The organism is Pseudomonas sp. App30, assembly GCF_047947025.1.
GTDB lineage: Bacteria > Pseudomonadota > Gammaproteobacteria > Pseudomonadales > Pseudomonadaceae > Aquipseudomonas.
Genome location: NZ_CP133165.1, coordinates 155,714 through 171,038, shown reverse-complemented (window position 1 = coordinate 171,038; position 15,325 = coordinate 155,714). Strand labels below are relative to the sequence as shown.

The 15,325-nt window shown below is 56.3% G+C and carries 12 protein-coding genes; 4 read left to right on the top strand and 8 right to left on the bottom strand.

What is annotated here, in order from left to right; all coding sequences use genetic code 11:
* Positions 1 to 13 precede the first annotated feature (13 nt).
* Positions 14 to 1,117, bottom strand: a complete 1,104-nt coding sequence (locus RAM80_RS00745) for an alkene reductase (RefSeq protein WP_416424321.1) — start codon at positions 1,115 to 1,117, stop codon at positions 14 to 16.
* 237 nt (positions 1,118 to 1,354) lie between these two features.
* On the opposite strand from RAM80_RS00745, the gene RAM80_RS00740 reads away from it, so the two are divergent.
* Positions 1,355 to 1,798 carry a nuclear transport factor 2 family protein gene (locus RAM80_RS00740; RefSeq protein WP_416424320.1) on the top strand — a complete coding sequence of 148 codons (444 nt, stop codon included), beginning with the start codon at positions 1,355 to 1,357 and terminating at the stop codon, positions 1,796 to 1,798.
* 56 nt (positions 1,799 to 1,854) lie between these two features.
* Entirely contained in the window at positions 1,855 to 2,499 is a 645-nt protein-coding gene (locus tag RAM80_RS00735) for a DUF2268 domain-containing putative Zn-dependent protease (protein WP_416424319.1), read from the top strand.
* A 427-nt stretch (positions 2,500 to 2,926) separates the two neighbouring features.
* On the opposite strand, the gene RAM80_RS00730 is transcribed toward RAM80_RS00735, so the two are convergent.
* The 5 genes from RAM80_RS00730 to RAM80_RS00710 all read right to left on the bottom strand — a co-directional run bounded on the left by RAM80_RS00730 (position 2,927) and on the right by RAM80_RS00710 (position 10,193).
* Positions 2,927 to 3,877: a thioester reductase domain-containing protein gene (locus RAM80_RS00730; protein ID WP_416424318.1), complete on the bottom strand. Its 951-nt coding sequence runs from the start codon at positions 3,875 to 3,877 to the stop codon at positions 2,927 to 2,929.
* A 77-nt stretch (positions 3,878 to 3,954) separates the two neighbouring features.
* Positions 3,955 to 6,087: an AMP-binding protein gene (locus RAM80_RS00725; RefSeq protein ID WP_416424317.1), complete on the bottom strand. Its 2,133-nt coding sequence runs from the start codon at positions 6,085 to 6,087 to the stop codon at positions 3,955 to 3,957.
* Positions 6,088 to 6,135: 48 nt separating this feature from the next.
* Positions 6,136 to 7,602, bottom strand: a complete 1,467-nt coding sequence (locus tag RAM80_RS00720; RefSeq protein WP_416424316.1) for an MFS transporter — start codon at positions 7,600 to 7,602, stop codon at positions 6,136 to 6,138.
* 33 nt (positions 7,603 to 7,635) lie between these two features.
* The gene (locus RAM80_RS00715; protein ID WP_416424315.1) at positions 7,636 to 9,573 is read right to left on the bottom strand and encodes an anthranilate synthase family protein; all 1,938 of its coding nucleotides are present in this window, start codon (positions 9,571 to 9,573) and stop codon (positions 7,636 to 7,638) included.
* Positions 9,570 to 10,193, bottom strand: a complete 624-nt coding sequence (locus RAM80_RS00710) for an isochorismatase family protein (RefSeq protein WP_416424314.1) — start codon at positions 10,191 to 10,193, stop codon at positions 9,570 to 9,572. The genes RAM80_RS00715 and RAM80_RS00710 overlap by 4 nt, the downstream gene beginning before the upstream one ends.
* Before the next feature lie 368 nt (positions 10,194 to 10,561).
* Here RAM80_RS00710 and RAM80_RS00705 point away from each other — a divergent pair, with 368 nt between their 5' ends.
* Positions 10,562 to 11,203 (top strand): TetR family transcriptional regulator, encoded by a 642-nt coding sequence (locus RAM80_RS00705; protein ID WP_416424313.1) that lies wholly within the window; start codon positions 10,562 to 10,564, stop codon positions 11,201 to 11,203.
* Positions 11,204 to 11,973: 770 nt separating this feature from the next.
* On the opposite strand, the gene RAM80_RS00700 is transcribed toward RAM80_RS00705, so the two are convergent.
* Together RAM80_RS00700 and RAM80_RS00695 are read right to left on the bottom strand one after the other, a co-directional pair.
* Positions 11,974 to 12,978, bottom strand: a complete 1,005-nt coding sequence (locus RAM80_RS00700; protein ID WP_416424312.1) for a DMT family transporter — start codon at positions 12,976 to 12,978, stop codon at positions 11,974 to 11,976.
* Positions 12,979 to 13,032: 54 nt separating this feature from the next.
* A complete protein-coding gene (locus tag RAM80_RS00695; protein WP_416424311.1) occupies positions 13,033 to 14,280 on the bottom strand; it encodes a TauD/TfdA family dioxygenase in 1,248 nt (415 codons plus the stop codon).
* 128 nt (positions 14,281 to 14,408) lie between these two features.
* Here RAM80_RS00695 and RAM80_RS00690 point away from each other — a divergent pair, with 128 nt between their 5' ends.
* Positions 14,409 to 15,305, top strand: a complete 897-nt coding sequence (locus RAM80_RS00690; protein WP_416424310.1) for a LysR family transcriptional regulator — start codon at positions 14,409 to 14,411, stop codon at positions 15,303 to 15,305.
* Positions 15,306 to 15,325 lie beyond the last annotated feature (20 nt).

The window sequence follows — 15,325 nt, the reverse complement described above, 5'->3', positions numbered from 1 at the left end:
GCCCCCCGGTTGTTTACTCCGCTGCCGAATAGACCGGATAGTCCACATAGCCTTTGGCACCACTGTTGCCGTAGAACGTGGCGCGGTCCGGCGTCGCCAGCGGCCAGTCGTTGCGCAGGCGCTCAACCAGGTCCGGGTTGGCAATAAACGGCCGGCCAAAGGCCGTCAGGTCTAGCTCGCCGGTCTCCAGCGCCCGCTGCGCCGAGTCCCGCGCAAACCCACCGGCAGCAATCAACGTGCCCTGGTACGACGCCCGGAACGTGCGGGCAAAGCCCTCCGGCATGCCCTCGGCACCAATGGTCAACTGGTCGCTGAGGTGCACATAGGCAATGTCGCGCTGCTGCAGCGCCTTGGCCACCTGCACCCAGGTCTCGGCTTCATCCTCGAACGCGGCCATATCAAACAGCCGGCCAAACGGCGAAATACGCACGCCGACCTTGCCCCGGCCAATGGCCGCAGCTACCGCATCAACGGTCTCCAGCAACAGCCGCAGGCGGTTCTCGATCGAGCCACCGTACTCATCCGTGCGGTCGTTCACCGTAGGGTTGATGAACTGCTCGAACAGATAGCCGTTGGCGCCATGGATCTCCACGCCATCAAAGCCCGCCTCGATAGCGCGCCGCGCCGCCAGCACAAAGTCCGCCACCACGCCCTTGACCTCAGCCGTCGTCAACGCCCGCGGCACCGACGCCTGCACCGGTCCCGGCTGCCCGTGCTCGTCATAGGCATATGCCATGGAATGGGCCGCCTGCTTGCCGCTGGCCGACACCGGCGCCTCACCCTCGGCCTGCAACGTGGTGTGCGACACACGCCCCACATGCCACAGCTGCGCAAAAATCCTGCCGCCCTCGGCATGCACCGCAGCGGTCACCGTCTTCCAACCGTCCACCTGCGCCTGGGTGTACAGCCCCGGGTTGAACAGATAGCCGCGGCCCTGCAACGACACCGGCACGCCCTCACTGATAATCAGCCCGGCGCTGGCACGCTGGCGGTAATAGCGCTCGGTAAGCTCATCGGGCACCGTCGTCACGGCGCGGGCCCGGGTCATGGGCGCCATGACCACGCGGTTCTTCAGCTGGGTACCAGCCAAGGTGTACGGCGAAAACAAAATACTCATTGGGGGCTCTCAAGTGAAGCGCTGCGATGCGCTGACCCTGGCCACCATACGCACAAAAAATGCGTAGATAACCGGGCTCCAAGGCCAAGCAGTCTGGAATGCGCGTCCAGAATCGCCCGGCACACTTCATCCTCCGGGGCTCAAGTGCCTGGAATCCAACCCGGATTATCTTTCCCCTGCGCAGGGTTACAGTAATCACCATCGAGCGTTGCTCGCATCAAACAGAGGTCAAACACGATGGACACCACACTCAAGGCACTGCTCGACCGCGAAGCAATTCGCAACCTGCGCACCCTGTACGCCCACCACCTGGACAGCAACAACATCGCCCAGCTTGACCAGGTGTTCACCGAAGATGCAGTGGTGGAAGTAACGGTTGGCCGAATGGAAGGGCTTGACGCCATTCGCGCCGGCTTGACGGACGCATTCGCGCTGTACGACCGCGATCATCGGGGCAGCTACCCGTTCCTGCACGTGATCGCCAACCACTGGATCAACGTCACCGGGCCGGATACGGCGGAGGGGCGCTGTTACCTGGTGGATTTCGAGACGGCCAAGAAGCCTGATCCGAACCCGTTGCTGCTGCTGGGGGTGTATGCGGATGAGTACCGGCGGGTGGCGGGGGAGTGGCGGATCAGTTGGACGCGGTTGGAGGTTGTTTGGCCGGGGAGTGGGGAGTAGTGGCCTGTGAATGACGGTATGCTGCCAGCCTTACTCGTCAAGGACAGAGCACAGGAATGGCATCCATCAATCTCCACTTCATAGACGCCCGCGGCCTACTGGCCGACCACCGCGACTGGCTTCAGGCGCGCCTGACAGCCACCCACCACAAGGCCAGCGCGTTGCTACCGCTGCGCCCGCTGGATGTGATCGTGAAAGCCGGCAGCCAGGTTATTCCTGAAAAGGGGCACCTGGGATACGCGCCTGAGCCTGGGCTGATCTATTTGACTGTCGATCCAGCGAGTGACGTTTTCAGGGCGAATGAAAATGCCTCGCTGGAGCGGATGTTCGCGCATGAACTTCACCATGCGGCGCGTTGGGATGGGCCGGGGTATGGGTCGACGCTAGGCCAGGTTCTGGTTTCCGAGGGGCTTGCGGGTGTGTTTGCGCAGGAGGTTTGGGGTGGTTGCCCTGAGCCGTGGGAGCGGGTTGATGTGGAGGTTGTACGGCGGTATGTCGATATGGCGGCGGCCTACTGGGACCGGGAGGATTATGGGCATGGGGCGTGGTTTTTTGGAGTGGGTGAGTTACCTAGGTGGTTTGGGTATTCGCTTGGGGTTGGGTTGGTGAGGCGGTATTTGCGGGAGCATGAGGGGGGTAGTGCGGCAGGGCTTGTGGGGGTGGAGGCGGGGGTGTTTCGGGGTGGGCTTGGGGGGATTTGATGGGTTTGGGGCTCGGCGTTGGTTCGGCGGGGATATTTGCCAAGTGCGGCTAATGCAGCCGGCCGTGATGGGATCAAACAACTGATAGCCCTAACCCGTGCCGCGCTGCTAAACGAAGGATAAGCTAATGGTCTCCCTCAACGTGTGGGGATCAGGATGCCAGCGCTGTCTCCTGAGCCGCATTGGGTTGAATAATGCCCAGCGTCTGTAGATCCTCTACGTACCGGCCGATGAGCGATGCGGTGATCTGAGCGGCCTCTCTAGGCTGAGCGTGCCCTTGGGCCAGGGCGATCTGAAATCTGTGAGAGGGGATAGCGGAACCTCGCTGGACGCTGCTGGGGCTTGATAGGCTATGGATCAAGGGAAGCATCGACTGAGTTTTGATCCGCTCTGGCAAGCCACGCATGCCTTGTTCGAAACGTTGCACCTACTCGTCATAGTCGTCGACGATGTGAATAGGTACGCCGCGTGCGATCATCCAGGAAATGATCACATCGAGTGAAACCCCGTCATCGTGGTAGTTGACCAGGTTGAATGATCGGTATCCGGTCGGCTGCTGCTCAAGGCTTGTCTTGATGATTGCCGCCGAGGTGAAGTCGACAGGCAAGCCGTCGTAGTGCGCGTCTTTCACCGATTGGCCTACTTGTGCTTGATAGAATGACTTTGGTGCCAATCCCGTAGCAGCCACGCTCAGCAGCAACCGTGTAAACATGTCCGGCACGTTAAGCTGACCGGCTTCGCTGCGGTGCGCAAGTATCATGCTGGAGCGGTAGACCGTCACCGGAAGGCCGAGGCGCTCATGTGCCTCTCTCAACAGGACTTCACTGGCCCACTTGGTCAAACCATAACCTGCCGCGTACGTATCCTCAGCGGAAATGAGCGGGGCCCATTTGCGAATGTCTTGGTCTTCATCGAGCGGGTGCTCTGGGTGTTCCCCGTTCAGCGTTGCTACAGCGATGCTGGACATGAAGCTAATCGGCTTTTGATGATGCGTAAGCGCCAAACTGATCAGTTCTGCGGTGCCATTGACGTTCGCATCAAACAGGCTCGCATACGGCAGCAAGTGGTTTACCAGCGCGCCGGCGTGGATGATGCTGTCGACCTCTTTGGTCAATCGGCCCCACGTATCGAAGTCGACCCCAAGGTGCTCTTCGCCAATGTCGCCGGTAACGATCTCAAGGCCAGCTTCAAGCTGCAAAATCCTTTTTCCTAATTGGCTCTCGCCGCCGCCAAACGCTGCCATTAGCCGAGTGCGAGCCAGCCCCGAATCCTTGCCTCGAACAAGACAGATTAACTTGCCACCCTCTCGATGTATGCGTTCCAGGATATCAAGACATAGGAACCGGCCCAGAAAACCGGTGGCCCCCGTCAGCAGCACCGTTGGAGGTGAAACCTGTGCGCGGTTAATTGGGAGGGTGCTGGACAGGACCTCCGCGGAAACGAATTTTTCCAGCGTCAGGTCGGAAGCTGGAATAACACCGCGTCTTTTCCGTGTATTTGTTGGGCCGTGGCCCTGGCCTTACCCGAGCTGACTTTAGTCTGGATATAATCCGCTACATGCTGCAGGTCGTACGCAGTACTGATGATGACATCGACTGGCACGGTGATCCCGAAGGCCTCTGACAGCAAGGAGGAAAGTGTAAGTGCCGAGAGTGAGTCGCCTCCCAGGTCACGGAATTGCATGTCGGCGCGGATCTCCCCCGACGGGCTGCCCAGCACGGTTTGGGTCGCTTGTAATACGACATTAATCGCTGGGCTGTCTTTGGCGTTGCGATGAACATCCAAAAGCAGGCGAGCTTCACGGGATTTGATTGCTTCGTGCAGCTCACCCAACTGCCCTTCGTAGCGCTGTCGAAGCCGAGTCCACAGCGGTTTGCCGTGGTCGGAAAGCATGCCATTTTGTTGGGTGAATCGTTCGCTTGTCAGGACAAAGTCCCTGGGGATTTCAAAACTACGCAGCCCTGCTTCCTTCGCCGTCCCTCGTATGCTTTCCATGAGACGGGCGCGTATCGTCCGCTCGTCATCCTTGCACACCTCACGCAGCCGTCCGGTTGGAACAATGATCGCAAGGGGAAACGACCAACTGCTCTCGGCATGTACAAATATGCTGTCCAGCTCGGGGATCCCGGCGAAGAGCGTTTCGAGCCTGGCCAATGTGACGAACTCTCCTTGAGAGAGCTTCACCACGTTTTTACGCCGATCCAGAAAGTGCAGTACGTTTTGACCGTGCTCAGCCACAATGTCACCGGTACGGTAGTAGCCGCCTGCATCGAAGAGCGCTTCGGTGAGTTCAGGGCGTTTGTAGTAACCTGGAATGATCGACGATGTCTTGAGCAGCAGTTCGCCGCGAGGGTAGGGGCGATCAGTCAGGTAGTAGCCCAGCTCAGGAACGTCAATAAGCCTGTAATCCTCCACGGGTGGGCGCAGCAGCTCGTTATCAATCCAGATCGCTCCCGCTTCTGTCGAACCGTAGACGTTATGCAGCGGGACACCTAGTAAGCGCTCGGTGAACGTTTTTAGTTCGGGCCCGATCGGAGCGGAACTGCAACTTGCCCAGGTCACGCAGCCTCCCATGTCCTGGTGCCGCATCAGATCAAGGATTTCGAGCGCGCGCGGGTCACCGTCCGCGGCGTTGTGCCTGGCCAGCTCTGCTTGATATTTCTGGTAGAGCATCTCGCAGACGCGGGGCACCAGGGACAGCTCAGTCGGTTTGACCAGCGAGATGTCCTCGATCAGTGTCGAGAGGTTCGCCTGCGCCGTGAAGAAGCACGTTCCTCCTCGGGTTAGCGTACTCTTGAGCGAGGAGTGACCCGCTACGTGACTCATCGGCATGTAATGGAAGGTCAGGGCTCGCTCTTCTGAAAAGATGGTCGCCCACGAGCCGCCCCACATCCCGGCGGCCAACCTTTGGGTATACATCGCCCCTTTGGGGGATCCGGTACTTCCCGAGGTGTAGATCAGCATGGCTAGCTCGTCGTCGCTTTGTTCGCGTGCATCCAGGGGCACCGCAGGTAGTTCTTGGCCAGCCTCGACAAGATCGTGAAAAAGAGCGAGTTCAACCTGGCTACCCTCGTCGCGAAGCTTAAGTGCTGCGGCCTGAATGACCAGGAGCTGGGCACTGCTTGTTTCTGCAGCGTCCAACACAACCAACCTCATGACAGAAGGCGTACGGGCGATACAGGCGACGGCGGTCTCCAGCTGCTCGATGCTGCAGGCAAGGAGACTAGGCTGGGTTTCTTCGAGAATGGCGAGTAGATCGGGTAGGGAGGTGCCGGTCTGCAAGGGGACAGTCATCACGCCTAGCCTGATGCAGGCGATATCCAACGTTGCATAATCGGCATTGGTGAAGGACAGCATTGCCACAGTACTGGCGGCACGTAATGGGGCTGGGTGGTGATGGTAAAGGGCAGCTGCCACATGCCCCGTCCTTGCCCATAGTTGTGAATAGGTCAGCGTTTCGTAGCGAGGTTCAAGGTGAACAGTGCGCTCCCCGAATTGATCCAAAGAGGTACGTTTCACTCGCGTCCCAATGGCTGAGCGATCCGCATATTTTTCGAATACGGCAGCGACGACGGTGGCCAAACTCATGACAGAATCCTTTGTACTGTATGGCTAAAAAAGGTGGGTAGCGCCGGATTACTCGGGCAGTTTGCGGGGCAACCAAAGCATGGCGAGCACCGCCACGATGAACGTCAGCAGCCCTGCGATTCCAAGTGCGGTGTGCATACCTGCAACAAAGGCTTCCTTGGCGAGGGCGATAGCGTCCAGGGGGATTGAAGCGTGATCGAGGGATTCGTTCAGCGTGCTGGCTACGCCTGGGCCATAAAGTCTGAACCACAGGGCAGCAACTGAACCCAAGACCGAAATGCCCAGGGCATTGCCAATCTCATTGCTGGTTTCCGCGATCGACGCTGCCGCGCCTGCACGTTCTGGAGGCACTGCTGAAACCGCGATTTCCGCAACCAGGCTGAATGACAAGCCATAACCGACGCCCGCTACGATCGTGGACGCGACGTAGAACGCGGCACCGTCCGAAGTCGTGGTTAGTAATAGCAAGCCCATACCAGCAGTGATCAACAAGTGAGTTGCAACCAGCGCCCACTTACGACCAATTCGATCGACGATGTGGCTTGTCCAGATGCACGTGGCAGTAAGCACCAAGGCGCCGGGGATCGTCAGCAGGGCCGTGGTGAACACATCGAACCCAAGCACCGATTGCATGTAGACGCCCGCCAGGTACCCGGCAGACGACCACACAACCAGGGACAGCAGGCCCGTGAGGATGGCGATGGTGAAAATGCGGTCTTTAAACAGCGTCACATCCAACAGTGGATGCTCCAATTTTCGCTGGCGCAGGGTGAACCAGATCAGGCCTGCGATCCCTACCGTTCCGATCAGCAATTGTTGGTTCGACAGGCCATGCACGGCGCCAGTCTTGAGCGAGTACGTAAACAGCAGGATCCCTGCGAACGACAGCAGCAAGCTGAGTAGATCAATTTTTCCTTCAGTTGGGGCGTGTACTTCCTTGAGAAGCTGAGGAGCAAACAGGACGAACAACACAACTACCGGCACATTGATCAGGAACACGGAACCCCAGGTAAAGTGCTGAAGGAGCATCCCGCCGATCAGCGGTCCTACCGCGAAACCAGCCGCAAAGGTGGCAGCGAAGATCCCGATTGCCTGTGCACGCTGTTTTGGATCGGGGAACAAATTGGAGACGATTGCCAGTCCTGAAGGAAGAAGCGTGGCACCGCCCAAGCCCATCAGCGCTCTAAATGCAATCAGGCTGGTAGGTGTTTCCGAGAAAGCCGCTCCAATTGAAGCGGCGCCGAATACGCAGGCACCGACCATCACCAATCGCAGCCTTCCAAAGCGGTCACCGATGTTGCCGAAGGCAACCAGCAACGACCCTACGACAAATCCGTAGATATCAAGAATCCACAGGGCCTGGTCTGCAGTGGGGGTTATCGCCGACGTGATGTGGGGCATCGCCAGGTAAAGTACGGAGCCATCCATGGCGACCAGTGCCACAAGTCCGAGAACTGTGAACAGTCCGAGCCACGCCTGCCTGCTGGCAGGTTGGGCGAAAGTTGCCTCTTGCATATTGAAAGTCCTGTTGTGGTAGATGGTTCAGTGCTAGGAGAAAAGCGCCGCTGCTGCTTCGCCCAGGAGCCTTTCGCCTCCCAGCGTGAGCACGGATTCAGGGTGAAACTGGAAGGACTTAAATGAGGGGCCGTGTATGGCGTGGATCTCATTAGTCACAGGGTCGCGGCACAGATACGCTTGAATGCCCTGGGGGAGACTCACAGCTGGCAAAGCGTGTGTTGCCGAAAAGGCGTTATAAAAGCCAACCTTTACTTGCTCACCGAAGAGGTCGATCTGCTTCTGGGTACCCTGGTTAGGGCGCGGCTTTTGCGTCACCTGGAGACCCAGGTGGCGACACAAAATCTGATGACTCAGGCAAATGGCCAGGAACGGCTTGCCTTGATGGAGAAGCGTTTTGACAGCCTTTTGAATCTGGTTGACGCGAACATCGCTTTCGTCGTTGGGATCGCCTGGCCCAGGGCCAAGAACACACAGATCAAAACAAGCAGGGACAAACGCCTCTGTGGCAGGGATAACGGTAACGTCCAAGCCAAAGGAGCTGAGTTGATGGCAGATCATCGCCGTGAAGGTGTCTTCGGCATCCAGCACCAGAACCTTACGACCCATCAGCGTGGAGTGGTGTTGCTTTCGCAGCGATGGAGCCGACTGCCAGTACCGGGAGATGGATTCATTACGACGGTGCAGCGCTTCAATTACTCGTGGGTCTTGAGCGATGTTACTCAGGACAAGCGCATCGTCAGTGCCGGTCTCCGGCATGCCCGGCGTTTTTTCCAGAACTCCCAACGCGCTTAACATGCCTGCTGCTTTGGCACGGGTTTCAGCGGCTTCTGAGTGAGGATCTGAGTTTCGTACCAGTGTCGAGCCTGTGGAGATACGCAGGGTTCCATGCTTGTTGATGTCTGCTGTGCGAATCAGGATGGACGAGTCCATGGTCTCGTTTCCAACCTTGTCGCGACCAAACAGCGCAATGACGCCGCTGTAGTAACCGCGCCCCTCGGGTTCATATTTTTTGATCACGCGGCATGCATTTTCCAGCGGGCTACCCGTGATTGTCGGGGCGAAGAGCGTCTCCCTCAGAATTTTCCACGGCGCGAGCGTTGTGTGACCGCTGATGAGATATTCGGTATGTGCAAGCTTTGCCATGGGCTTGAGGTAGGGGCCACGAACAGTCGCGCCTTCACCGCACACCCTACCCATCATTTTCAGCTCCTCATCGACCACCATGAAGAGCTCTTCGCTTTCCTTGTTGTCCGCCAGGAAATCCAGGACACCCTCAACGGTTGGGCCCATTGGCGGATAGCGAAAGGTTCCACTAATAGGGTTCATAGTTGCCAAACCTGCTGCAAGGCTCACATGGCGTTCAGGCGTGGCGCCTATGAACACTCGCTCTCCGGTGTCGACTAAAAACACCCAGTAAGCTCCCGCGCTTTGAAGCAGCAGCCGGCGATAAAGCGACAGCGCCTTGGCTCGTGAGTAATTGGCAATTGATGCGACATAGGAGCGCTTGAGCACGAAATTTGCGCCGGCGCCGGTGCCGATTTCCTCGCGAATAATTTGCAGCGCTGTTTGCGCATAATCCTCATCCTCGCGGTCGTAGTGTCCACCGTTGAGGCTGATTTCCGAGTCGATTATTGCGTTAAGCAGCACTTCTTTGCGGACACGGCTTGTGGTGCCAATCTTCATGACCGAAAGGGGTTCACGGTCATCGACGCATTCAAAGCCACGTTCGGTAATCTGGCGGTACGGGATAATCGCCAGGAGCTCGCTGCCTTCGCTTTCAGCGCCTTGGGCCCGTCGGCATGCAGGAATGTCCTGGAGCTTCGCCACCTGAGTCATGACACCGGTAATCAGTTCAACCTGGTCGGCGTCGGTTTCAGGGCGATAGAGCAGGGCGTATGCGTCCGAACTGCCGCCCAGGATGGAGGCGAGCAGCTCGTCTTTACCCAAATAGCCATCGGAGTCGTTCATACCAGCGTCTCCTGGGTAGTGCACAACACTGCACAACGTTGAGCCGCGTAGGTGAGCGCTAGCTGGTGTTCCTGCTCCGAGAAGTCGGCCACGGCATCGGCCACCAGAAACGTCTGGATGTCATTGGTGAATGACTCGATGGCAGTGGAGAGCACTCCAATATGCGCATATACCCCGCAAATCACTAATTGATCGCGCCCTGCATCGCGCATCCGCTCCAGGAGCCCGGACTGAAAGAATGCGCTGTAGCGCAGCTTCGGCGTCATCCAGTCGCTTTCGCTTTGTTCAAGCTCATCAACGACTTTCCGGTCTTCAAGATCGACCTTCATGCCGGGGCCCCAGAAGTCGTTCAAGAGGCCGCGCTGCTCGGCGGTCATTCCGCCCGGCTGAGCTGAAAATGCCACAGGAACAGCATTTTTCCGGCTGCGAGAGCAAAGCGCCGCAACATTCGACACGAGCTCATCACGCAGAGGGGCTGCGAAAGGTTTAAGGAAGTACCGTTGCATGTCATGCACCAGCAGGACAGCTCGGTTTGGGTCGATGGCCCACTGTGCTTTGTTGGCCGGTAGTTGAGCCAGCTTGGGCATGGGATAAGCTTGGATGGACGGAATACCTGCCATGAATCACTCCTTGATCAGCAACAGACGGTAGCCAGTGAATCGGCCTGGCTAAGAGGGGGCCGTAAGCGCCTCAAAAATACTGTCACTCTGCGACAGATTATGTCAACAGACATTATGCATTCGATGACATTAGGTCTGCGATGACATTTCTTGTTACATTTTGCCTGGTAGTCTGTGCTGCGTCCTGACCCCAAGCGACACCTATCACCATTGCGTTAGCGCCAAAAGGAACCAATCGATTCACCCGGTGACAAATGTATTTACGGGAAAAAAATCCCTAGGCGTCAGAATTGGATTCCCGTAGCATCGGACGTTGTGAGGTTCAGTTGGTTTAAGTGCGGGCCGACTATCAAAAATAGAGGGGCACAGTGAAGACATCAGAAGAGTTGGGACGGCGCGAGCGAAAAAAACTTATGCTTCGCGAAGCTTTAATTGAAGCTGCATATAACTTGTTTGAGGAAAAGGGGTTTGAAGAAACCCGGGTTGAAGATATAACGGACAAGGTGGACGTCTCGTCTAGAACCTTCTTTCGATATTTTTCCTCCAAGGAAGATGTTGTTCTCGACTATCAAGAAGTTGAACATGACGAAGTGATCGTCGCACTGCGCGCTCGCCCCAACGGGGAGCCGATTCTAACGGCTCTGCGACGTGCGGTGGTTGAGGTTGTGCATGGGTGTGAGATGGGCTCGTATGGCTTGGACTCAAACCGATTTAAAGTGCTGAAACATTTGATTCGAGGCCATCCACTTGTATGTGCTCGCAACTTGGAGAGGACTCAGGCGCGCAAGCAACTACTCGTCGAGGTTTTAGCAGGAAAGATGGGTGTAGATCCAGCGACTGATACCCGGCCTGGTCTCGTAGCAGGAGTACTGGAGTATGCTTACAGCGCCGCATATGAGATATGGAAAGATATCCCTGATGGCGCCGTCATGTACTCAAAAATTTTGGATGAGGTATTTGAAGCTGTTGAATCAGGCCTCAATTATCCTTGTCCAACCGTAGATGCTTAGCTGCGCATTGCGGCAATGCGCCAACGATACCCTGGATGTCCGGAACCGTTACCGCACTCACTAGATCCCGGAGGCTCAACCTCCGGCAGGTCGACTGGATAATCGTCGAGAGCAAACAATATGAGCGCGTCACTGGCCCAGCAGGATATCGGTCGGTTCATGATGCAGCGGTACAACTGGCAAAGGCCGCATCAGTTCAACGATGGGTTGCCGCTGGCGATTACCGGATGAAGCTAACGCAGTGCCCGGGACCAGTTGACCACCATAGTGAGATGTTTTAACTGGCTCATGCGCCTCAAGCTACCAAGGCACATGAGATTACTGCTCCGACTAGGTACGAAAATCCTACACGCTATCTCACCCCAATCAACGCATCCACCAACCCCTTAGCCCCCTCAACATGATGCAACGCTGACCAAACCAACCCTACGTCACTCACTATATGAATCCCTATGAAGATAGACCGGGTGGCCAGCCAGCAAGGCATAGCCACGGAAAACTCCAGTTGAGCAGGTGACCAAACCCGGCCGCTGTGTAAGCGGCGAGGGGAGGTTAGTCACCTGTCCAGAAGGGTGCAAGCGCGAAAATGTAAGCGATTTATTCGATTATCGCAGAACTTGTAAGACGTTTCTGAGGAGAATTCCGACAGTTGTATTTCCAGGTGGGTACGTGTTTTTAGGGGGATCACATCCCTGGCGCCTTGTGCCGAACATATGGCGCACGATTGCGAGTGGACTTCAGCGGTGGGGCTCGCCTAATACCGAAGGTTCTTACTGCACCCGATCAACGTGGGTTACACCAACCAGAGCACAGCCTTCCGGTCGTTTCCGACTGAACGCACCGACTCCTTTCACCACCCCGAGGACGATAAGGCCAATGCCAATTGCTTCTGGCACTGTCGGGTATCGGTGGTGAAACGCCAGGCCCAAACAAGTCGCAAACACCATCTCCATTGAGAGCAGTTGGCTGGCCAAGGTAATCGGCAGGCGCTGGGAGGCGATTGTCCACGCGCCGGCTCCAAGAATTGATGCAACTACGGCAAGCATGGCCGCAGGGAGCAAGAGATGGGTAGCGGTATTGATATCCAGATGGAGGCCCGCCTCGCCAATCGTGAATACACCTAGTTGCATCCCTAGCGGGATAGCGACTAGGGTTTGGACACTGCCTCCGATCATCATCAATGCTGTCCAGACCCAAGCGTCCATGGACGGCCGTCGCGCTAGGGCCTTTTGGTTTGCCAAGCCGAACCACGTCCAGAGTGCCACCGCAGAAATGGATGCCGCAACGCCCAACAAGAGCGTCGAAATGGGGGTGTGAACCGGGAGCGTAAGCGTCTGAACGTTCACCAGTATCAGGCCGGTGGCAGCCATGCCGAAGGGAAGGTAAAGGTAGCGCCAAAGCGTACCTCCACCCAGGTTCCCGCTTATCGCAAGTATTACCGGAACAAGACCGAGAAATGCGGGGGCGATGACTGGCCCGGCGTAGGTCGCGGCGATCATCACCGCCATGAAATAGCCTACATAGCCAATGAAGCCGATGGCTGCTGCGGCGACCCAGTCTTGCAGGACCAAGCCACGCACACCCTTGCTGCGGATGGCCAAAATCGACACGCCGATTAGCCCTGAGATGATGAATCTACAAGCGGCCAGGTCGTAAATGGTAAAGTCGCCAATCACCAGCGGTGCGACAAAATTCATCGACCATGTCAACGCCGCAAAGAGGGCCGCGGCTATTCCCACGGTTGATGTACTGCTAACGCCAAGTGATGGGCTCATGGGGAAACTCATTCGAATGTAAGAGAGGCGGCGACGGGCTGCTGAAGCGATTGTCTATTGCTTACAGGTGCGCGCTAAAACGGCGATCCTGCTCTTCAATTCGGAAGAGTCCAGATAGCAACCTTGGAAAAAACGGTCACCGCTTGAAGTATCAAACCCATTCCTGCCATGCAAAATCCGCCTGTTATTGAAGGCCAGCATTTCACCGGGTTGAAGTTTTATTGTGATGAGGTGATCAGGATGCTCCAGTTGCGCCACAAACAGCCGGATTGCCTCTCGCATCTTTTCCATTCGCGAAGGGGGCACGTCCAGTGGAGCGGAGGTGCTATTGGACCAGTTTATGTACCGGGGTATCTTGTGATGATCACACTCGATCAACGGGTGCCTGGCCGTGTAATCACTATCGGCATCCTGAAAGCGATAAGGTATTGTCTCGGAGCACAGGATATTGTACGCGTCCGGATGGGATTCTTTAAGCTTGATGGCTACGTTCAGGCCATCCGACAACAGCGACTCCCCACCACTTGCTGAATTAATTCGACAATGAAGCAGCTGAAACCCTGGTGGGAGTTCGTAATGCGGCATGTCCGTGTGCAGGGGTAAGTAGTATGATGTGTAAGCATTGCTGTTGGGGTTGGGCTTGGAGCGCACGTCGAAGCTGAATCCAAAGTTGCTAGAACGGATCACTCCGATTTTCTGCCCGAACTTAATGCACGCCCCGTCCTCATTCGGCACCCCGCTGACAACTGACCATCCCATTTCGTCCATATTCGATAGCCATTTGAAGAAGTGTTCCTCGTTGTCCATTAACGACTGCCAGTCCCCGCGCAATGGTGCGCGGCCTCTGCTGATGGGCGTGGCTAAAGCATTTCCCGGCTCTGGACTTAAGGTGTAACAGTGCGCTCGCAACCAGCCCGGGGTGTAGAGGCTTCGATGGCCAGCGTCGGTCGATTGTTGATTTGCGGTCGGCCAGATTATTGCCAAGGCACCGTGACTATCGAGGCTGACTGATAGTGGTTGTATCGTCACGGGAATGCTGAGCGGATGAATGAGACGTTCCATGGATGTTGGGTGACGCGAAGTAGGGGACGGGCAGTTTTCCCGCAACCAACCATGATGAAAATAACTAAGATGACCGTCGTACCAGGTCACGGCCACATGGGAGGAACTTACTTCGTACGACTGAATCCGGTCGTGCGAGCCATAGTTTTTCAGGTCTGCCATGGCGTTCTGGTGAAACGCGCCGTCCAGAGGCAAAGCTGCATTTTCTGTTCCGCATTGCTTTGCGATTACTGATTTCATGAGTCACACATCCATTGTGAGAGTAAGAGAACCGTCGCCACGAGTTGATTTTCGAGTAAACCACCCTGAAATGGAATTCCTTCATTTTTCTCAACAGCTGTTCCATAATGGAACGAAAGGAGGGGTGGATGGACCGATATAGCGACATGGCAGTCCTGGTTGCAGTAGTTGATGCACGTGGATTTTCACCTGCAGCTAGGCAACTGAATATGACCCACTCTGCACTCAGCAAGAGGGTGCAGCGCCTGGAGGAACGCTTGGGCGTCCAGTTGCTGCTCCGTACAACGCGGCAGATGAGCCTTACGGAAGCCGGGGAGCTTTACGTTGGCGAAGCACGGGAGATTCTGGAAACCATCAGGGCGCTGGAGTTGTCTGTCGTCTCTGAATCCGAGACGCTTCGCGGGCAATTGAAAATATCCGCTTCCAATGTATTTGGCCGCTATCATGTAGTGCCAATGCTGGTCGATTTCATGAAAGCACACCCTGACATCAAGGTCGATCTGGTATTGACGGATGACTTTGTTGATATTCGGCGAGAAAAAATCGACGTAGCAATACGCCTTGGCGAAATGGGTACTCCCGGGGCGGTCTCATGTGCAGTCGGGGTCAGTGAACGTGTCATCTGCGCCGCTCCAGAATATCTACACCGGTTTGGTCAGCCCTCCAATCTTGCCGATCTGGCAAAGCATATTTGTTTAGGCTTGAACTTTGAAACAAGTTTTAATGATTGGGGTGTTTCTCAGTCAAGCGGCCGCGCACTCACATTTTCCGACAGGTTTTCATGCAACAGCGTCGAAGCGCTTTATGCGGTGTGCCTAGCGGGTGAAGGGGTATCTCAACTGCCCACGTATATCGTCAAGGATGATATTAAATCTGGTAGGTTGCATCGGCTGTTCGAGGGGGTATTTACCCCGCCTTCTTCAACTGTTTATGCCGTCCGATCAGAAAGTAATTTCGTGCCGGGGAAAACCAGGGCATTGATTGCTTTTCTTCAAGAGCGGTTTCGGGCATACGAGGGCGTTTGAAGTTTGGCCACGGAAAGCTT